The 16449-nt window shown below is 44.8% G+C and carries 17 protein-coding genes; 4 read left to right on the top strand and 13 right to left on the bottom strand.

Annotation, left to right across the window (positions count from 1 at the left end):
• Positions 1-12: 12 nt before the first annotated feature.
• The 7 genes from BEP19_RS01170 to BEP19_RS01200 all read right to left on the bottom strand — a co-directional run bounded on the left by BEP19_RS01170 (position 13) and on the right by BEP19_RS01200 (position 7803).
• Positions 13-837 carry a deoxyribonuclease IV gene (locus BEP19_RS01170; RefSeq protein ID WP_120188034.1) on the bottom strand — a complete coding sequence of 275 codons (825 nt, stop codon included), beginning with the start codon at positions 835-837 and terminating at the stop codon, positions 13-15.
• 25 nt (positions 838-862) lie between these two features.
• On the bottom strand, positions 863-1633 hold the full coding sequence (locus tag BEP19_RS01175; protein WP_120188035.1) for an alpha/beta hydrolase: 771 nt from the start codon (positions 1631-1633) through the stop codon (positions 863-865).
• Between the two features lie 197 nt (positions 1634-1830).
• On the bottom strand, positions 1831-3243 hold the full coding sequence (lpdA, locus tag BEP19_RS01180) for a dihydrolipoyl dehydrogenase (protein ID WP_120188036.1): 1413 nt from the start codon (positions 3241-3243) through the stop codon (positions 1831-1833).
• 4 nt (positions 3244-3247) lie between these two features.
• Positions 3248-4573: a dihydrolipoamide acetyltransferase family protein gene (locus tag BEP19_RS01185; RefSeq protein ID WP_120188037.1), complete on the bottom strand. Its 1326-nt coding sequence runs from the start codon at positions 4571-4573 to the stop codon at positions 3248-3250.
• A 62-nt stretch (positions 4574-4635) separates the two neighbouring features.
• On the bottom strand, positions 4636-5616 hold the full coding sequence (locus BEP19_RS01190; protein ID WP_120188038.1) for an alpha-ketoacid dehydrogenase subunit beta: 981 nt from the start codon (positions 5614-5616) through the stop codon (positions 4636-4638).
• A gap of 3 nt (positions 5617-5619) precedes the next feature.
• Positions 5620-6705, bottom strand: coding sequence for a pyruvate dehydrogenase (acetyl-transferring) E1 component subunit alpha (pdhA, locus tag BEP19_RS01195; protein ID WP_120188039.1), 1086 nt, complete (start codon positions 6703-6705; stop codon positions 5620-5622).
• 279 nt (positions 6706-6984) lie between these two features.
• The gene (locus BEP19_RS01200; RefSeq protein WP_170145211.1) at positions 6985-7803 is read right to left on the bottom strand and encodes a lipoate--protein ligase family protein; all 819 of its coding nucleotides are present in this window, start codon (positions 7801-7803) and stop codon (positions 6985-6987) included.
• A gap of 241 nt (positions 7804-8044) precedes the next feature.
• On the opposite strand from BEP19_RS01200, the gene BEP19_RS01205 reads away from it, so the two are divergent.
• The 3 genes from BEP19_RS01205 to BEP19_RS01215 all read left to right on the top strand — a co-directional run bounded on the left by BEP19_RS01205 (position 8045) and on the right by BEP19_RS01215 (position 10167).
• Positions 8045-8518, top strand: coding sequence for a YhcN/YlaJ family sporulation lipoprotein (locus tag BEP19_RS01205; protein WP_120188041.1), 474 nt, complete (start codon positions 8045-8047; stop codon positions 8516-8518).
• A 61-nt stretch (positions 8519-8579) separates the two neighbouring features.
• Complete coding sequence (locus BEP19_RS01210) at positions 8580-8909, top strand: hypothetical protein (protein WP_120188042.1); 330 nt, start codon at positions 8580-8582, stop codon at positions 8907-8909.
• Positions 8910-9030: 121 nt separating this feature from the next.
• Positions 9031-10167, top strand: coding sequence for a tyrosine-type recombinase/integrase (locus BEP19_RS01215; protein WP_120188043.1), 1137 nt, complete (start codon positions 9031-9033; stop codon positions 10165-10167).
• Positions 10168-10214: 47 nt separating this feature from the next.
• Here BEP19_RS01215 and BEP19_RS01220 read toward each other — a convergent pair whose 3' ends face one another.
• The 3 genes from BEP19_RS01220 to BEP19_RS01230 all read right to left on the bottom strand — a co-directional run bounded on the left by BEP19_RS01220 (position 10215) and on the right by BEP19_RS01230 (position 11652).
• Positions 10215-10412 (bottom strand): cold shock domain-containing protein, encoded by a 198-nt coding sequence (locus BEP19_RS01220; protein ID WP_120188044.1) that lies wholly within the window; start codon positions 10410-10412, stop codon positions 10215-10217.
• A 214-nt stretch (positions 10413-10626) separates the two neighbouring features.
• Positions 10627-11193 (bottom strand): SprT-like domain-containing protein, encoded by a 567-nt coding sequence (locus tag BEP19_RS01225; protein WP_170145212.1) that lies wholly within the window; start codon positions 11191-11193, stop codon positions 10627-10629.
• A gap of 27 nt (positions 11194-11220) precedes the next feature.
• Positions 11221-11652 (bottom strand): hypothetical protein, encoded by a 432-nt coding sequence (locus tag BEP19_RS01230; RefSeq protein WP_120188046.1) that lies wholly within the window; start codon positions 11650-11652, stop codon positions 11221-11223.
• 166 nt (positions 11653-11818) lie between these two features.
• Between BEP19_RS01230 and BEP19_RS01235 the strand changes: the two genes are divergently transcribed.
• Positions 11819-13867: an ATP-dependent DNA helicase gene (locus tag BEP19_RS01235; protein ID WP_120188047.1), complete on the top strand. Its 2049-nt coding sequence runs from the start codon at positions 11819-11821 to the stop codon at positions 13865-13867.
• A 50-nt stretch (positions 13868-13917) separates the two neighbouring features.
• Here BEP19_RS01235 and metA read toward each other — a convergent pair whose 3' ends face one another.
• The 3 genes from metA to BEP19_RS17475 all read right to left on the bottom strand — a co-directional run bounded on the left by metA (position 13918) and on the right by BEP19_RS17475 (position 16411).
• Positions 13918-14853: a homoserine O-acetyltransferase MetA gene (gene metA / locus BEP19_RS01240; RefSeq protein WP_120188048.1), complete on the bottom strand. Its 936-nt coding sequence runs from the start codon at positions 14851-14853 to the stop codon at positions 13918-13920.
• A 196-nt stretch (positions 14854-15049) separates the two neighbouring features.
• Positions 15050-16270: a dihydrolipoyl dehydrogenase family protein gene (locus BEP19_RS01245; protein ID WP_120188049.1), complete on the bottom strand. Its 1221-nt coding sequence runs from the start codon at positions 16268-16270 to the stop codon at positions 15050-15052.
• Positions 16271-16411, bottom strand: a complete 141-nt coding sequence (locus BEP19_RS17475; protein ID WP_170145213.1) for a hypothetical protein — start codon at positions 16409-16411, stop codon at positions 16271-16273.
• Positions 16412-16449 lie beyond the last annotated feature (38 nt).

The following is a 16449-nucleotide window of genomic DNA, read 5'->3' on the forward strand; positions in this document are numbered from 1 at the left end:
GAGGGGATTTTTTTATTGTCCATCCGCTATGAATTGGCGGATTTGTTCAATTTCTATTTGGTGTGTATAATCGGCTGACTGCGGTGTTTCTAAAATAAGCGGCAAGGCTTGCGCGACTTTAGAACGAGTTAGCTCGCGAAAGGCTTCTATTCCGATATAACCTTGACCAATGTTAGCGTGACGATCACGATGCGAACGAAAAGGATAAACCGAATCGTTTAGATGAATCGCTTTTAAATGGGTAAAATAATCCGAGCCTGTTCGCGTTAATGAATCCCAATTTACGCCGTTCCATAATCCGCTGGCAAATGCGTGACACGTATCGAGACAAAATCCAATTTTTTCGCTATGTTCAACTAGGTTCCGTACTTGAATTAATTCTTCAAAGGTCGCCCCCATATGTCCCGCGTTATTTTCAATGAGAAGCAACGCCTCCCCTGTCCAGTCCGCTAACACTTGATTGAGCAGCTCAATCATCAGTTTGTATCCTTCTAATAAATCCGAGCCTTTGTATTTACCAAAGTGGACAACGAGACCGATCGACCCACACGTTTCGGTAATTTCGAGATCATTGAGCAGTGATGCCCGCATCGTTTCCCTCAGATGTGGATCATGCTCTGATAAATTAATGAGATAAGGCGCGTGAGCAATCGAGACGAGTCCCTCAGCTAAACAAAATCGAGCGCAAGCCGCGGCATCTTTCGTATCGAATGACTTTACTTTCAGACTACGCGGATTCTTCGGGAAATATTGAAAAGATGTAGCCCCGATTTTCTTCGCGTATTGCGCAGCCCCTGCGTAACCTTTGCGAATACTCACATGACAGCCGATTTTCACACCGATCTACCTCCATTAGGTTGGTCTATTCCCGCAAAAATTGGAGCGACTGGGCTACCTCTTGCAACATCCTTTGACGAGACAGCGGATCATTAAATGAATGAGGAGCGTCGGGGATCGCCCGCAACATCTTCCGTTCCGCGCTAATCTCGCTAAATAACCGTTCTGAATCGACTGGCGGCACAAGTGGGTCTGTCAAAGAGTAAATTATTGCGGTTGGTACTTTAATCGAACGATAGCGGCTTGGATCCTGACTGTCCAAATCACGGTAAAAATCGTAAGACAACGTATAATAAGCTTGCGTCTTTTCTTTAAAAAAGCGGTAGCCGCCATCCCGTTCCCACTTTTGGATTGCCGCTTTAGCATCCCCATCATTATTGTCCGCAATAATATAAATGATATCTTTCATTGAGTAAGGCGGCGCAATGAGAAGCAATCCATCAACGGCTTGTTTTAAACAAAATTGCAAAGCCACGGTACAGCCCATGCTATGTCCAATTAAATATACTTTTTTGAATCGGCTAGCAACGGTCTCATAAATCACCGCTAGATCTTCCACTTCAGCAGTCAGTGTATGCTGACTAAAATCGCCTTCCGCTTGATTAATATTGTTTGTAAAATCGATGGAAATAGAGGATATTTCTCTCTCTCTTAAATACGCCCGCGTTTCAGAGATGACGTAAGATTGAATACTACCCGTAAATCCATGGCAAAGTAAAAAGACCTCGTCATCACCAAACAAATGCTCTTTAACGTACATGTTGAGTCCTTTTCTATTTTTTATGTAGCGGCCCATTTCTATCTCCTCGCTTTTGCTGTATTCATTATCTAGTTTCTCTAAAAAAACGAAAAAAGGCAACTCAAACTAATAAAATTACATAGCTGGTCTACATAGTATGTTCTGTTAACTTCTTCCTATGCCATCCTAAATATTGGATCAAAAAACAAGCGAGAAAAACAGGTGCGTTTCTCTCGCTTGTCGTAACTTCATTATTATTTATTAATTTGATGAATCGCCAGGCCTAAAGCGCCTTCAGCGGCTTCCATAGTAATCTCACCTAACGTCGGATGAGCATGAATTGTTAAGGCAATGTCTTCTAACGTCGCCCCCATTTCAAGCGCTAAACCGACTTCAGCGATTAGATTGGATGCTTCTGGACCAACGATTTGTCCCCCTAATAAAAGTCCGGTCTCTTCATCTCCGATCAATTTAACGAAACCTTCTGCAGCATCCATCGTTAACGCTCGTCCGTTAGCCGCATAAGGGAAACGCCCGATCGAAATGCTATAACCTTGTTCTTTCGCTTCCGCTTCACTTAAGCCAACGCTTGCAAGTTCAGGATCAGAGAAAACAACGGCCGGCATTGCTTTGTAATCAACCGCGCTCGCTTGCCCAGCAATTGCTTCCGCAGCTACTTTTCCTTCATAAGATGCTTTATGAGCAAGCGCAGCCCCCGCAACAATATCACCAATCGCATAAATATTATCTACGTTTGTTTTCCCTTGGTGATCTACTTTAATTAAGCCGCGTTCATCGAGCTCCATGTTGATCGCCTCTAAGCCCAGTTCGTCCGTGTTTGGTCGACGACCGACCGTAACCAACACATAATCGGCTGTTACCGATTTTTCCTCGCCGTCAACCGCATACGTGACAGTCACATCGTTGTCTGTTTGCTCCGCCTTTTGAGCCATTGCCCCTGTCACAACATCAACAGAAGCCTTTCGCAAGTTGCGCGAAACCCAACGGGACATTTCATTTTCAAAACCAGGTAAAATCGTGTCCGTTCCCTCAAGCACAGTCACTTTCGAACCGAATTTTGCAAACGTTTGTCCCAATTCAATCCCGATATAGCCACCGCCAATGACGACGAGACTTTTTGGAATTTCTGTTAAGTTTAACGCCTCGGTTGAGGATAAAATGCGATCGCCGAATGGAAACGGCTTTAACTCGATTGGGCGTGACCCCGTCGCAATAATACAATGGTTAAAACGATAACGATCCACGTCATATCCGTTGATCACGCGCGCTTCACGCTCATTGACAAACAACGCTTCCCCTTTTACGTGTTCCACATTGTTTCCCTTTAGAAGCGAGCCAACCCCGCCAGTCAATCGATTCGTAATCCCATTCTTCCATTCTTGCACTTTCTCAAAGTCAACTTTAACGCCTTCAACGCTGATCCCCATTTCTGAAGAAGACCCGGCGGATTCATATTGAGCCGCCGCCGTAATCAACGCTTTCGACGGAATACATCCGCAGTTTAGACAAACTCCCCCTAAATCTGCTTTATCAACAATGACGACGCTTTTCCCAAGCTGCGCGGCGCGAATGGCGGCAACATAGCCGCCCGGTCCCGCTCCGATCACGAGCACATCAACTTCTGTCGTAAACTCTCCAACTACCATCGATCTACACCTCCATGACGAGCAACTGAGGGTCTGCTAACAATTGCTTGATATAGTTTAAGAACTTTTGAGCCGTTACACCGTCTACAATTCGATGGTCAAAACTAAACACAATCGACATCATTGTCGCAATCGTGATTTCTCCGTCGCGGACTACGGGCTTTTCTTCCATGCGACCAATACCAAGGATCGCAACCTCAGGGTGATTAATCACAGGATTAAAGAAGTAACTGCCTACCCCGCCAAGGTTCGTAATTGTAATCGTGCCATCTCTCATTTCATCTGGAGACAGTTCGCCATCTCGTCCACGAAGAGCAAGCTCTCTGATTTCCGAAGCGAGCGACCAAATATTTTTACGATCCGCATTACGCACTACGGGCACGATCAAGCCGGCTTCCGTATCCGTTGCAATTCCAACGTTATAGTATTTTTTATAAATAATTTCTTCATTTTCATCGTCAATTGAAGCGTTCATGACTGGGAATTCACGACATGCCGCCACTAATGCCTTAACAATAAACGGTAAATAAGTCACATTTACCCCTTTTTGTTCGCCTAAAGCTCTTGCTTTTTTGCGTAGCTCGATCAGCGCCCCAACGTCTACCTCATCCATATACGTTACGTGCGGAGCCGTATACATGGATCGAACCATGTTCCTTGCAATCGCCCGACGAATACCTTTTAACGGTACGCGTTCTTCGAGTTGAGTGTCATCTGCCACCATCGTAGACACAGACGGTCTCGCCGCTGGCGTAGCAGAAGCCGCCGCCGACGCTGCTTCTTGAGCTACCGACTCACTGGACGCTGCTGGAGCGCCGCCACCCGCCGCAAACGTTTCAACATCCTCGCGCGTAATTCGACCGTTTTTGCCTGTTCCAGTCACTTCCGCAAGGTGAACTCCTTTTTCACGAGCAAACTTACGCACACTTGGCGTTGCTAAAACGTTTCGATTTCCTTCATTCGATCCATTCGTCGCGGCCATTGGTGTATTAATCTTCGCGTTATTAACTTGCTCTGCGACACCGCCGCCGACAGCGCAAACGTTATCGTCGTTGCTCGTCGTTGCCGCCGCTGGAGCGCCCTCCCCGCCTTCAACTTCAAATACGATTAGGACTTGTCCAACCGTGACAACCGCGCCTTCGTCAACTTTAATTTCGGCTACTTTACCGGTCACAGGAGAAGTAACTTCTACGACAGACTTATCGTTTTGGACATCAATAATCACTTGGTCTTCTTTTACACTATCTCCCGCTTGGATATGCCACTTGACAATTTCTCCCTCATGGATTCCTTCGCCAAGTTCCGGGAATTTAAATTCAAACACTGCCACCCTATAAAACCTCCCTTACCTTTTCTATATCTTCACCCCATTAGCATTGGGGATTGCTTGTCTTAAAATTCTAAAACTTCTTGAATCGCCGCTTTAACGCGTTTTGGATCTGGCAACCAATCATCTTCGACTAAGGCGAACGGATAAACCGTATCTGGCGCTGTCACCCGAAGAACCGGGGCCTCCAAATGTAAAATCGCTTTCTCATTGATTTGGGCAACAACCTCAGCAGCAATCCCCGCTGATTTTTGAGCTTCTTGCACAACGATCGCGCGATTCGTTTTTTCTACCGACGCTAAAATTGTCTCAATATCAATCGGGCTAATTGTGCGTAGATCAATAACCTCTACTTTTACGCCCTGTTCTTTTTCTATTTCCTCCGCCGCCGTTAGCGAAGTGTGGACCATTGCCCCGTACGTGATGATCGTTACATCAGTCCCTTCGCGAACAACATTCGCTTTTCCAAGAGGAATCGTATATTCGCCTTCAGGCACTTCACCGCGGAAAGAGCGATACAGTTTCATATGCTCAAGGAAAACAACCGGGTCATTATCGCGAATCGCCGAGATTAAAAGTCCCTTCGCATCGTAAGGATTAGACGGGATGACAACTTTTAGACCCGGTGTTTGGGCCACAAGTCCTTCTAAACTATCCGCATGAAGCTCAGGTCCCTTAATTCCACCGCCAAACGGAGCGCGAAATGTAATGGGGCTATTGTATCTTCCGCCTGAACGATACCGCATCCGAGCAGCCTGAGCAGCGACGGAGTCAAACATCTCAAAAACAAACCCAAAGAATTGAATTTCCGCGACGGAGCGATATCCTTGTAAACCAAGTCCGATCGCTAAACCGCCAATTCCAGATTCAGCTAAAGGAGTGTCGAACACGCGTTCCTCACCGAATTGTTGTTGCAACCCTTCTGTCGCTCGGAATACTCCTCCATTTTTCCCTACGTCTTCTCCAAACACAAGCACATTTGGATCTCGCTCTAATTCCAAACGCATCGCATCCGTAATCGCTTGGATCATCGTCATTTGAGCCATAACTTATTCGCCCTCCTTCGCCAGATATGCTTTCTTTTGCTCCTCCAAATGCGGAGGCGCTATTTCAAACATCGTATCGATCAAACCTGGCACCGTCATTTTTTCCACCGCATCGGCTTGTTTGATCGCTTCGCTAACCGCTTCTTTCGCTTCTTCCACTACGCGGTCTTCATCTTCCGCTGTCCAGATTCCTTTATTTTCAAGGAATTTTCTGAAGCGAATCAAAGGATCTTTTGTTTCCCATTTGCTTTCTTCTTCGTTTGTTCGATAACGAGTTGGATCATCTCCAGACATCGTATGCGGACCAAATCGATACGTAAGAGCCTCGATCAACGTCGGTCCTCCACCGCTACGTCCACGCTCTGCCGCATCTGCGACTGCCTTATATACGGCTAAGACATCCATTCCATCCACTTGAATTCCAGGGATTCCAGCAGCAACCGCTTTTTGAGCTAGTGTTTCCGCCGCCGTTTGCTTTTCAATTGGAACCGAAATCGCGTAACGGTTATTTTGAATCACAAAGATAGCTGGCGAGTTAAATGCCCCGGCGTAGTTAATCCCTTCATAGAAATCCCCTTGCGAGGTTCCCCCGTCTCCGATATATGTAATCGCCACGTTATTTTTGTTTCGTAGCTTAAAGCCCATCGCGACGCCCGCTGTTTGAATAATTTGCGCCCCGATAATAATTTGCGGCATTAAGACATTCACATCTTCAGGGATGATTCCGCCTTGTTGATGACCGCGAGAATATAAGAAGGCTTGATAGAGGGGGAGTCCATGCCAAACGATTTGCGGGATATCCCGATAACTTGGTAGTATGAAGTCTTCTTTGTCTAGCGCAAACTGACTACCGATCATACTTGCTTCTTGTCCGGCAACAGGGGCATAGAATCCAAGACGTCCTTGTCGACTTAAACTAATCGCTCGTTGATCCCATACTCTCGTAAAGACCATTCGGCTCATCAACTCTCGCAACTGTTCATCCGTTAGTTTTGGCATGGCCGCTTCGTTAACGACCGTACCGTCCGCGGCAAGAATTGACAGCGTCGAGACTTGTTCCGCTTGAATTTCGCTCACATAATTGCTCATCTTGAAATCACCTCATTTTTATTTTCTGTTATACAATAAAGGGACGACTGTGTCCCATTGTATTCACACAGTGAAGATCTTACAAATGCATCAAGTAAAACTCATTATATAGTACATATTAAAACAAATCTACCCTGAATTTCCTTGATATCGTACATAATGCGCGACTTTTGCAATTCGTTCGCAAAGTTCGTATTCGGGTAAACCTAGGCGTAGCGGCTCTTTTTCAATTCATTGATACACCGTTCAAAATGCATTGTAACAGTTTAATCTAATCGGTTATCGTCTCGCTTCATAACGCATCTTCAATTCGTCGCTTTGCGCCTTGATTTCCTGCTGGTAGCGGGCGATGGTATCCGAGCCCATCACTCGTCCTCCACACCCTTCTAAAAAAGTAAGCAATCCTTCCCGAAATCGCTCGACGGTCCCTATTCCTGTTAATTCAGCTAAACTTGCCATCGCTTCCAAGCGCACATCGAGCGCGCCTTTTGTATCCTCGGTCGGCGCTGCAATTTCATAAAAACGTTGCGCTTGCTCAGCTCTTGCTTGTCCCGAACCCGTAATGACAATGAAAGCTTGAACGATGGATGCCTTGATTTGTCTACGCTGAGCAATCCCGCAAAACTTCCGACCAGAAATACTTAAATCGTAGTCGCCTGGACAATAGGAACCAACGATTTCCCCTTTTTGAACACGTCCCCCGATCGCTTGTAAAGCGGCCTGAATGACCTGATACATCAACTCAAAGTCTTGGGAAATCGACATGTTGCGGTTCAAATTTGGACAAATAATCGATATGTTTAAGACGCCAGGATCAAGTGGCACGGCAGCCCCGCCAGAATTGCGAACCGTAACAGCATACCCTTCCGCTTCAAATGTACGCATCGCCTTTTCCGCTTGGGGCAAGCGACGATCCCGTAACCCTAACACAAATGCGCGCTGATGTCGCCATAGATGAATCATCGGCGGCAACAAGCCCTCTCCTACTTTTCTAGCAATGACTTCATCCCAAGCAAAAGGATAAACGATGTCCCCTTCAAAGCAGCGAGAGCTTGAATCAATGATCTGGAAATGAGGCGGTAAGAGCATCGAAGACATACAAAAAATCCTCTCTTCCATTGATGAACTTTGGACCATTATACACTATTGTCACTTGAGAAAGAATGTTTATAAATTAAAATGTATAAAAAAATACGAATAATCCTACTCTCTGTTTGGGCCATTACTAAGCCCCTCATACTCCTTAAAAAAAACTTTTTTATCAACTTGGATAAATCCCGCGCAAAAGTAAACAATATTGCCGAACGATACGCCATAACGAAAAGGGAGTGTAACGAAGTTGTCGCGCCTAAAAAAACGATTTCCGCAAGGCTTCATCCTGCTCTTTATCGCATGTTTTTCAATTTTAACGGCTTGTCAATCATCCACGATCCAAGAAACAACGCCAGCGCAAACAGATTATAGCCATTCTATTCAAAAAATAAAATTTAAACTATCCGACACGAGCCAAGCGCAAAAGATATCTCGCCAAATTAAAGGCGTTGATCGAGCAGTCGCTGTCGTCATCGACCAAGATGTATCGGTTGCGTTAGAAGTAAGCGGTTTTGATCGCTTGCGTTTACAGACGATTCGAAAAGAAACACACCAACAACTGAGTCGCAAAATGAAAGGTCCTTATACGTTCCATATCACAACAGATAAAAAACTGTATCAAAGTTTGAAGACGTTACAGTCTGAGCTAATCAACGCCACGAAATCAGGGACTGAACTAGAAAATAGATTTAATAAGATAAAAGAAGACATGCATGGCTAACGCGGAACAAACAAGCCTCTCGTATTTCATGGTATGATGGATATATAAGGAGGGGCGCAACATGGCTAAGAAAAGAAAAACATATTATCTAGAAGAAAAAACGATATTAAAAGTAAAAGATTTCGCCCGCAAAAAGGAAATGAGTGAAAATGAAGCGTTTGAATCTGCAATTCATGTCTATGAAAAATTTCATGAGGAAGCAGATCGCTTTATCGCGGTACCCAAAGAGCATCGAACCGTTCTGACCGAAGCGCTCGATCATATGATCTACCAAAGCAAGCAGCTTTTTGAAACATCGTGGTTACCACAGGAAGAAAAGCAAATCCTCGAACCCGTTTTATCGAATCGAATTGAACTATTAAATGAAATCAAAAAACTTTTTGACGATTAACAGGCTCTCTCTAAACGGAGGGTCTTTTCCTTTTTTACGCAATCGTTGTTTATACGATATAATAGAAGGTGTTTAAATTTAGGAATTGCTAGGGGTGTCATTATAAAAGGAGGTCATTTCGGTGCCTACGCAGGAATCACGCTTTATTGTCCGTGATCCATTTCAACAATTAAATAAACCTGTTCGTTTAATTATTCAAAACCTGCCAGATGAGGCCAAGCAATACTTGGCTGATCTGATCGCTGAAGAATTATCGCTGCTCACCGTCACAAATTACGCATATGATTTAAACTTGCTGTGGGACTTTTGCCAACAAGAACAAATCCAGGACATTCAGGAAATCGATCATACCTTGCTTAAATCATTTTTCCAATATATCGCCAATGGATACGAGCGAATTGTTGCGACGAAAGTGAATAAGACCGATCAAGAAACAGGCGAAGCCACGCAACAATGGGTTGAAAAACGTTATTTTCGAACGAATTCGCTCGCTGGCGGTCAGGCCCGTAAATCGTCCACTTACAATTCCTTTTTCGATTATTTGTTACGCAATCATTTCATAGAAAGCAATCCGATGAAAGAGTTGGAAAAGAAGCGAGCGAGTAAAAAAGGGGGCGCAAAGCGTCAACCAGAACCGATCTTTCTTACCCATCAGGAATGTATTGACTACCTACTGGCCATCGATAAATATTATGAGGATAAGCTTGATGATAAACGTTATAAGCCTGAGCTTGTGATTCGCGATCGAGCGATCATCTTACTTCTGATGAACACGGGATTGCGCGTTTCGGAACTGTGTCAGTTAAACGTCGAGAGTATTCGGCTGCATCGCGATAGCACAACACTATCTATTTTAGGAAAAGGCAAGAAAAATCGAACGTTGCACCTCAATGACCAAACATTCGAAGCGATTAGCGCCTATTTAGACGCGCGACCGAAAGATGTCCCAAAAGAACATCAAGATGCGCTGTTTTTAAACCGTGATTTGAGACGGATTAGCCGTAAAGCAGTTTACGAGGTTGTCAAAAAGTATGCAAGAATTGCCAACATCGACGAATCAACCGTGCGAAAACTGTCTCCGCACAAATTGCGTCATACGTTTGCCACACTCGTCTTGCAAAACGGCGCCAATATTAAAGTTGTTCAAGAACTGCTTGGGCACGAAAACATTGCTACGACGAACATTTACGTTCATGCTGTTGATCGTGAGAAAGAGGCGGCAATTCAATCTTTAAACGGATTATTCAACTCATCATAAAAAAAGAGCGCGGATTCATTCCCTGCGCTCTTTGTTTTATTTGAGTGTTATAGTTTTACGACATTGGCCGCTTGTGGTCCGCGGCTACCTTCTACGATATCAAAACTAACCATTTGTCCTTCTTCTAACGTTTTAAATCCCGTACCTTCAATTGCCGTAAAGTGAACAAACACGTCCGCGCCGTTTTGGCGTTCAATAAATCCATATCCCTTTTCCGCGTTGAACCATTTTACTTTGCCTTGCATAACAAATAAAACCTCCCTGGCCTGTCTGTGATCCGTGTTAAAAGCGGAAAAACGATCTTTTTCAGCCCATATGGACCGATGTTAAGATTAGACGTTCTAGCCGACTTTCACACTCGCCTTAATCTAAAACCTAACCGTTTTTCGCATAGTTTGCTGGTTAGATTTTCTACTTCAGACTATGCAACTCGGGCGTAATGGGTGCGCGGGTCTTGCTTTATTGTAGATTCATTGAATCGCCAGAAATGCGGACCTTGCTATGCTTTAAAATACTCCCCTCATATTTAAACGACCCGGCCCATGTTTCTTCCCGCTCAATCTCTGAGTGGCAACATGGACTGCGATACCGCGCTGGATTAAAACGCTGCATATATCCAAGTTCAGCCCGACAAACCCGACATTTTAATCGATACACTTTTGTCGGTAACTGGACCGTATTCGTGGAGATTCCCCCGACGCGCTTTAACTCTTGTTCAAATACGGGATGATGATCATCAAACGGTTGGCCTTGTCGAAACAAGTGATAATGACAAAGCTCATGTAACAGCACAGCTATAAAGATTTCTCGGTCGATAAAACGCGCGGCATATTTACTCATTTCGATCCGCAACGACTCCCGCTTACCGCCGCGGATTCCGTAAATGAATCTTCCCATTGAACGAGTTAACCTTCCGTTCCAGCGAACCGGAATCGCCAACGGCTGCTCCCAAAAGTGAGCGGACAATTTTTCGGCTAGCGCCTGCAATTTTTCTGGGCTAAAGTCGATCTCTTCCCGAATGTTCACCCTCATCCCCTCCCCTTTTGTCCGCTACTACTCTTCTTCAGCAAATACAGAGACAATTTCGCGTGTAAGCAATGCTTGATCTCCCTCATTATATTGCTTAATGATCTGATCTAAATATGCCTCAAACATTCGATTTAGAAACGGCAACTCAAATCGTTCTTGCTCTTTATCCCCATAGACGAAACAAATATGATCTGGTTGTTCATCAAGTAACGTCCAATCTTTTTTTTGTAAAGCGAGATAGAATTCCCCATTTGCATTTTTTAATTGAAACCCAATCACAGCTTGTCCTTCCCATTCCCCACCCGTAAAATCTAACGCTGCTTGCGTCGCCCCATCCAATAATCTCTTAAAATAATCAGCGGCAGTCGGCGTCTGACAAATCAACCGCCATTGGTCTTTCTCTTCTTCTTGCTCCAGCTTCGCTTGCTCAATCCAATGACTAATTTCTACATCCATTCGTCTTGCTCCTAACCTTTTGATTTGATTACTTCCATCCTAAGCCTCCTTTTATCGAATTGCAAATCGACAGGTAAGCTTGTTTTATCTAGCTAAATCGGATCGATTCGTCTACAATAAATAGGACAAGCGCTCAGTTCTAAAAATAAAAGTAGGTATCGAACATATGCCAAGAACGTTATTTGAAATCTTTCGGAAAAAAGGACTATTAGCCGCAAAGTTACCCGCATACCAGCCGCGAAAAGCCCAGTATTTCATGGCCAAAACGGTGTTAAATTGTTTAACAGAGCAAACACATGGCTTAATTGAGGCGGGCACCGGCACGGGGAAATCATTCGGGTATGCATTGCCAGCCGCATACTGGGCGATGAAAGAAGAGAAGCGAGTAATTATCTCTACGAATACAATCCCTTTGCAAAATCAGCTGTTACGTAATGAGTTACCGCTCGTCAAACAAATCCTAGCCGAACTCGACGATGAGTGGGGGGCTGAATTCCGCTTTGAATTAGCCAAAGGTCGCGGCAACTATATATGCAAACGGAAACTGGATCAGTACACAACACAATCGCTGCTCGAAGAAACCCCATATAGCTCACTCGCTACCCGTGTGAAAAGCCAGTTAAGATCAATGAATGTCGGGGATCGCGATGAGCTGCCATTTCCAGTTCCCTCCGCTTTATTCAATGAGATTAAAGGGGATGCGGAAGATTGCATGGGCAAGGAAAGTCCGTTTCACGAGCAGTGCTTCATTCAACAATCCCGTCGCAAACTACAAAAAGCGCAAATTATCGTTGTCAATCATGCTTTGTTTTTTACCGATCTTGTGTTACGAACACAAGGCGCTAATTTGTTGCCTGATTACGATTGCGTTATTCTCGATGAGGCTCATCGCGTTGAAGAACAAGTCACGAGGCAATTCCAATATACAGTTAATTTAGATTTAATCTACAATTTGTTTACGCGCTTTACGCGAGGGCGAACGCACTGGGCCCGATCTATTGATGACGCTTCACTAAAGGCGAACATGGAAGCGCTGTATACGCGCTTGCACGGACGATGGGTCGAACTGATTGCCCCGCTCGGCCAAAATTTAGCGGCCCGCGATTATCATCAATACCCGCTACAGCGAGCAATCGTTGACCACTATCCTTTCGAGGACATCTTTAAAGAAGCGGTACAGCGCATTCAAGAAAAGAAAACGGAACTGGAATTTGACCAAGGTGAAAATGAAACAACAGTCGCCTTGGGTCGATATATCGGACATTTGCAAGGAATGGATGAAATGCTTCGACATGTCCTGTTGCGATTGCATCCAAACGATTGGGCCACATGGGTTGAGTTCACCCCACCCAAGAAAGATTCGGCGCTGAAAGAAGATGTTTACTGGGCTCAGTGCCTAACGTTACATTCTGCGCCGATCGAAGTGGCCGAACTGCTGCGAGCGGAATTGTTCAGTAAAAAGACCGTGATATTAACTTCCGCCACTTTAACAGCGCAAGGCGATTTTTCGTTTGTGGGACAACGATTGGGAATCGATCACTATGAAACTTATGAAGCGCAGAGCCCTTTTGATTATACAGAACAGTCAATGTTGATTGTGCCTGAGCAGGCTCCCGCGCCGACAGCCCGAAATTTTGACGCTTATTTGATCGATGCGATGAAAGAAGTGTTGCGTCATACGCGCGGAAGAACATTTCTCCTGTTTACCGCCTACACTCAGATGAACAAAGTATACAGCGAACTGACGGCTTGGTTAGAGCAACATGAAATGAAGGGACTACTGCATGAAACGGGGGTTTCCAGAGAACAATTGTTGCGTGATTTTCGCTCCGCGGACAACACCGTGTTGTTTGGTTGTGAAACCTTTTGGGAAGGGGTAGATATCCCCGGATCCGATCTCATCTGTGTCGTCATTTCTAAGCTGCCCTTTCCCGTACCGACTGACCCGATTACGAAGGCGCGAACAGACCGACTTGAATCGCTCGGAAAAAATGCGTTTGAAGAATATGCGTTACCCTTTTCAATCCTTCGCCTAAAACAAGGCTTTGGACGTTTGATCCGCACCAAACAAGATCGCGGCATTGTCGTTATTCTTGATTCACGCCTTCATCTGCGACGGTACGGGAAGCAAATTTTGGACAGTTTACCTGACAGCCCATTGGCTCAGCAAACGACAGACATCCCCGTCGCCTTACGAAAACTTGGCCTACTCTAAATCGTTAAAAACATAAATAGGATGCCCCTGTTGATACGGGCATCCTATTTTTATCTTAAGAGATCTTGCTTTACTTTCCTTTCCAACTCATACGGCGTTTCTTGGTAGACATAGTAGTTCAACCAATTGCCAAATAATAAGTTCGCGTGTGAACGCCATGTTTGAGGCGGTTGTTTCGTAGGATCGTCATTAGGAAAATAATTATACGGCACTTGAATGTCTAAGCCGAGATTTACGTCACGATCATACTCTTCTTTCAAAGTAAGCGGATCGTATTCGGAATGACCTGACACAAAAATTTGTCGGCCATCTTTGGAAGCTACGAGGTAAACACCCGACTGTTCTGACTCCGATAATATTTCTAAATCTGACACCTTTTCAATATCTTCTCTCCGAACTTCCGTATGGCGTGATTGCGGCACGTAGAATAGATCATCGAACCCTCGCAATAGTTTCACATTCTGCTTTTCGATTGTATGTGGGAAAACGCCGAACATCTTCTGATCTAATTCATATTTCGGCACACCATAATGATAATATAACCCCGCTTGGGCAGCCCAACAAATATGCAGTGTTGAGGTCACGTTCTCCATTTTCCAATCCATAATTTGTTTTAACTCATCCCAATAATTAACGTCCTCGAAATTTAACAGTTCGATCGGGGCCCCTGTAATAATCATTCCATCGTACGCCTGGTCTTTTATATCATCAAAGGTTTTGTAAAAAGCTTTGAGATGAGCATGCGACGTATTTTTAGACACATGTGTTTTCGGATGAATGAAATCGATCTCTACTTGTAAAGGGGTGTTGCCCAATAAACGTAGAAGTTGAGTTTCCGTAGTTTCCTTCAAAGGCATCAAATTCAAGATAACAATTTTAAGCGGACGGATATCTTGATGATACGCTCTGCTCTCCGACATGACGAAAATATTCTCTTTATTCAAAATTTCCATCGCTGGAAGATGATCTGGAATTTTAATAGGCATTCTGGGCTCACTCCTTTTCTTTCAATGATCATTTTACCTTATTATACAGTAAATTCAATTTTAACTAAAATCAAAAAGATTGTTCGTTCAATGAGTCGATGGATCATTGACAATTTCGTCCTATTTACGCGAGGGTAAATTTACAAGTCCAGCTTAGTGTATAACAAAAAGGGGTGTTATTCAACACCCCTTTTGGTTAGGAAAGCATTCCCCGCGTCGTTTCGATCAAAAATTCGGCTAGCGTCGGGTGGACAGGAATGATTTCTTCAAAATCCTGTACCGTCAATTTTGCTTTAATTGCGATGGTCATCATATGAATTAATTCATCCGCGTCCGCACCGACAAAGTGAGCGCCAAGCAGCGCGCCGGTCTGCTTATCCGCAATGATTTTTATATGTCCTTCTGTTTCTCCAAGCAAGATCGCTGTCCCCGATTGATTGTATGAAGCTTTGGCGACGACAATATCCAACTCTTTTTCCCGCGCCTCTTGCTCTGTCATTCCAACGCCGCTAATCGGCGGTTGGGTAAAGATCGCATTTGTCATATGTTCATAGTTCGGTTTCAATTCATTGCCGCGTAACGCATTCCGTACTGCAACTTTCGCCTGATGGGCAGCAATCGGCGTAAACATGTACCCCCCAATTGCGTCTCCAGCGGCATAAATTTTCTCTGCTGTCGTTTGTAAGTATTCATTCACTTTGATCCCACGGTTCGTATATTCGACCCCAGCCGCGTCCAATTGTAGTCCGACAATGTTGGGTCGGCGCCCTGTCGCTACTAATACCACTTCGGCTTCGATCTGTAGCGAACGATCACCAACTTGGGCGTGGACAACCAATTGATTGTCATCGATCTGTTCAATCTTTTCGATATCGGCGCGCAGTTGGAGGTCAATTCCCATTTTTTTAGAAATCTCTTGAATCGCCTCAGCGCTATCCCGATCAACCATCGGCAGCACGCGTTCACTGCGGTGCAGCAACGTCACTTTCGTTCCTGCGCTCGCCATAATATGAGCGAATTCCATTCCAATAATCCCTCCGCCAATCACGACCATGCTCTTCGGCAATCTCTCTGTAAATAAAATTTCTTTGCTCGTAATCGCATGCTCAATCCCTGGAATCGGCGGTCTTGCTGAGTCAGACCCAACGCCAATTAAAAAACGATTTGCCGTATACGTGGTATCGCCAACCTGGATCGCTTCAGGAGAAATAAATTGCGCCTCCCCCATGACGAGGTCAACACCCATTTTCTCCAAGTAGGGACCTTTGCCGCCAACGAAAGAGCCGATTAAGCGATTCTTTCGTTCCATTACCCGCTGCCAATTGAGTTGCAAACCTTCTGAAACAATCCCAAATTCCGCCGCATCTTGCATTGTATTCCATACATCCGCAGACCTTACCAAGGCCTTTTTCGGCATTCAACCCCAGTTCAGACAGGTTCCTCCGACCTTTTCTTTCTCCACCAAAAGTGTTTTCGCCCCTAAAGCCCGCGCTTCGCGCAGTCCATCAAAGCCAACGGTCCCAGCCCCAATAATAATCATATCGTAGTGTTTACTCATCTTGAATCCCTCCGATTGTTATGAATAATAATAACGAT

The sequence above is a fragment of the Ammoniphilus oxalaticus genome (assembly GCF_003609605.1).
Lineage (GTDB): Bacteria > Bacillota > Bacilli > Aneurinibacillales > RAOX-1 > Ammoniphilus > Ammoniphilus oxalaticus.

Excerpts from the sequence above, each read along its gene's own strand:
- BEP19_RS01175 (WP_120188035.1), bottom strand. The coding sequence starts at position 1,633 with ATGGGCCGCTACATAAAAAATAGAAAAGGACTCAACATGTACGTTAAA.
- lpdA (WP_120188036.1), bottom strand. The coding sequence starts at position 3,243 with ATGGTAGTTGGAGAGTTTACGACAGAAGTTGATGTGCTCGTGATCGGA.
- BEP19_RS01190 (WP_120188038.1), bottom strand. The coding sequence starts at position 5,616 with ATGGCTCAAATGACGATGATCCAAGCGATTACGGATGCGATGCGTTTG.
- pdhA (WP_120188039.1), bottom strand. The coding sequence starts at position 6,705 with ATGAGCAATTATGTGAGCGAAATTCAAGCGGAACAAGTCTCGACGCTG.
- BEP19_RS01200 (WP_170145211.1), bottom strand. The coding sequence starts at position 7,803 with ATGTCTTCGATGCTCTTACCGCCTCATTTCCAGATCATTGATTCAAGC.
- BEP19_RS01210 (WP_120188042.1), top strand. The coding sequence starts at position 8,580 with ATGGCTAAGAAAAGAAAAACATATTATCTAGAAGAAAAAACGATATTA.
- BEP19_RS01220 (WP_120188044.1), bottom strand. The coding sequence starts at position 10,412 with ATGCAAGGCAAAGTAAAATGGTTCAACGCGGAAAAGGGATATGGATTT.
- BEP19_RS01230 (WP_120188046.1), bottom strand. The coding sequence starts at position 11,652 with ATGGATGTAGAAATTAGTCATTGGATTGAGCAAGCGAAGCTGGAGCAA.
- BEP19_RS01235 (WP_120188047.1), top strand. The coding sequence starts at position 11,819 with ATGCCAAGAACGTTATTTGAAATCTTTCGGAAAAAAGGACTATTAGCC.
- metA (WP_120188048.1), bottom strand. The coding sequence starts at position 14,853 with ATGCCTATTAAAATTCCAGATCATCTTCCAGCGATGGAAATTTTGAAT.
- BEP19_RS01245 (WP_120188049.1), bottom strand. The coding sequence starts at position 16,270 with ATGCCGAAAAAGGCCTTGGTAAGGTCTGCGGATGTATGGAATACAATG.
- BEP19_RS17475 (WP_170145213.1), bottom strand. The coding sequence starts at position 16,411 with ATGAGTAAACACTACGATATGATTATTATTGGGGCTGGGACCGTTGGC.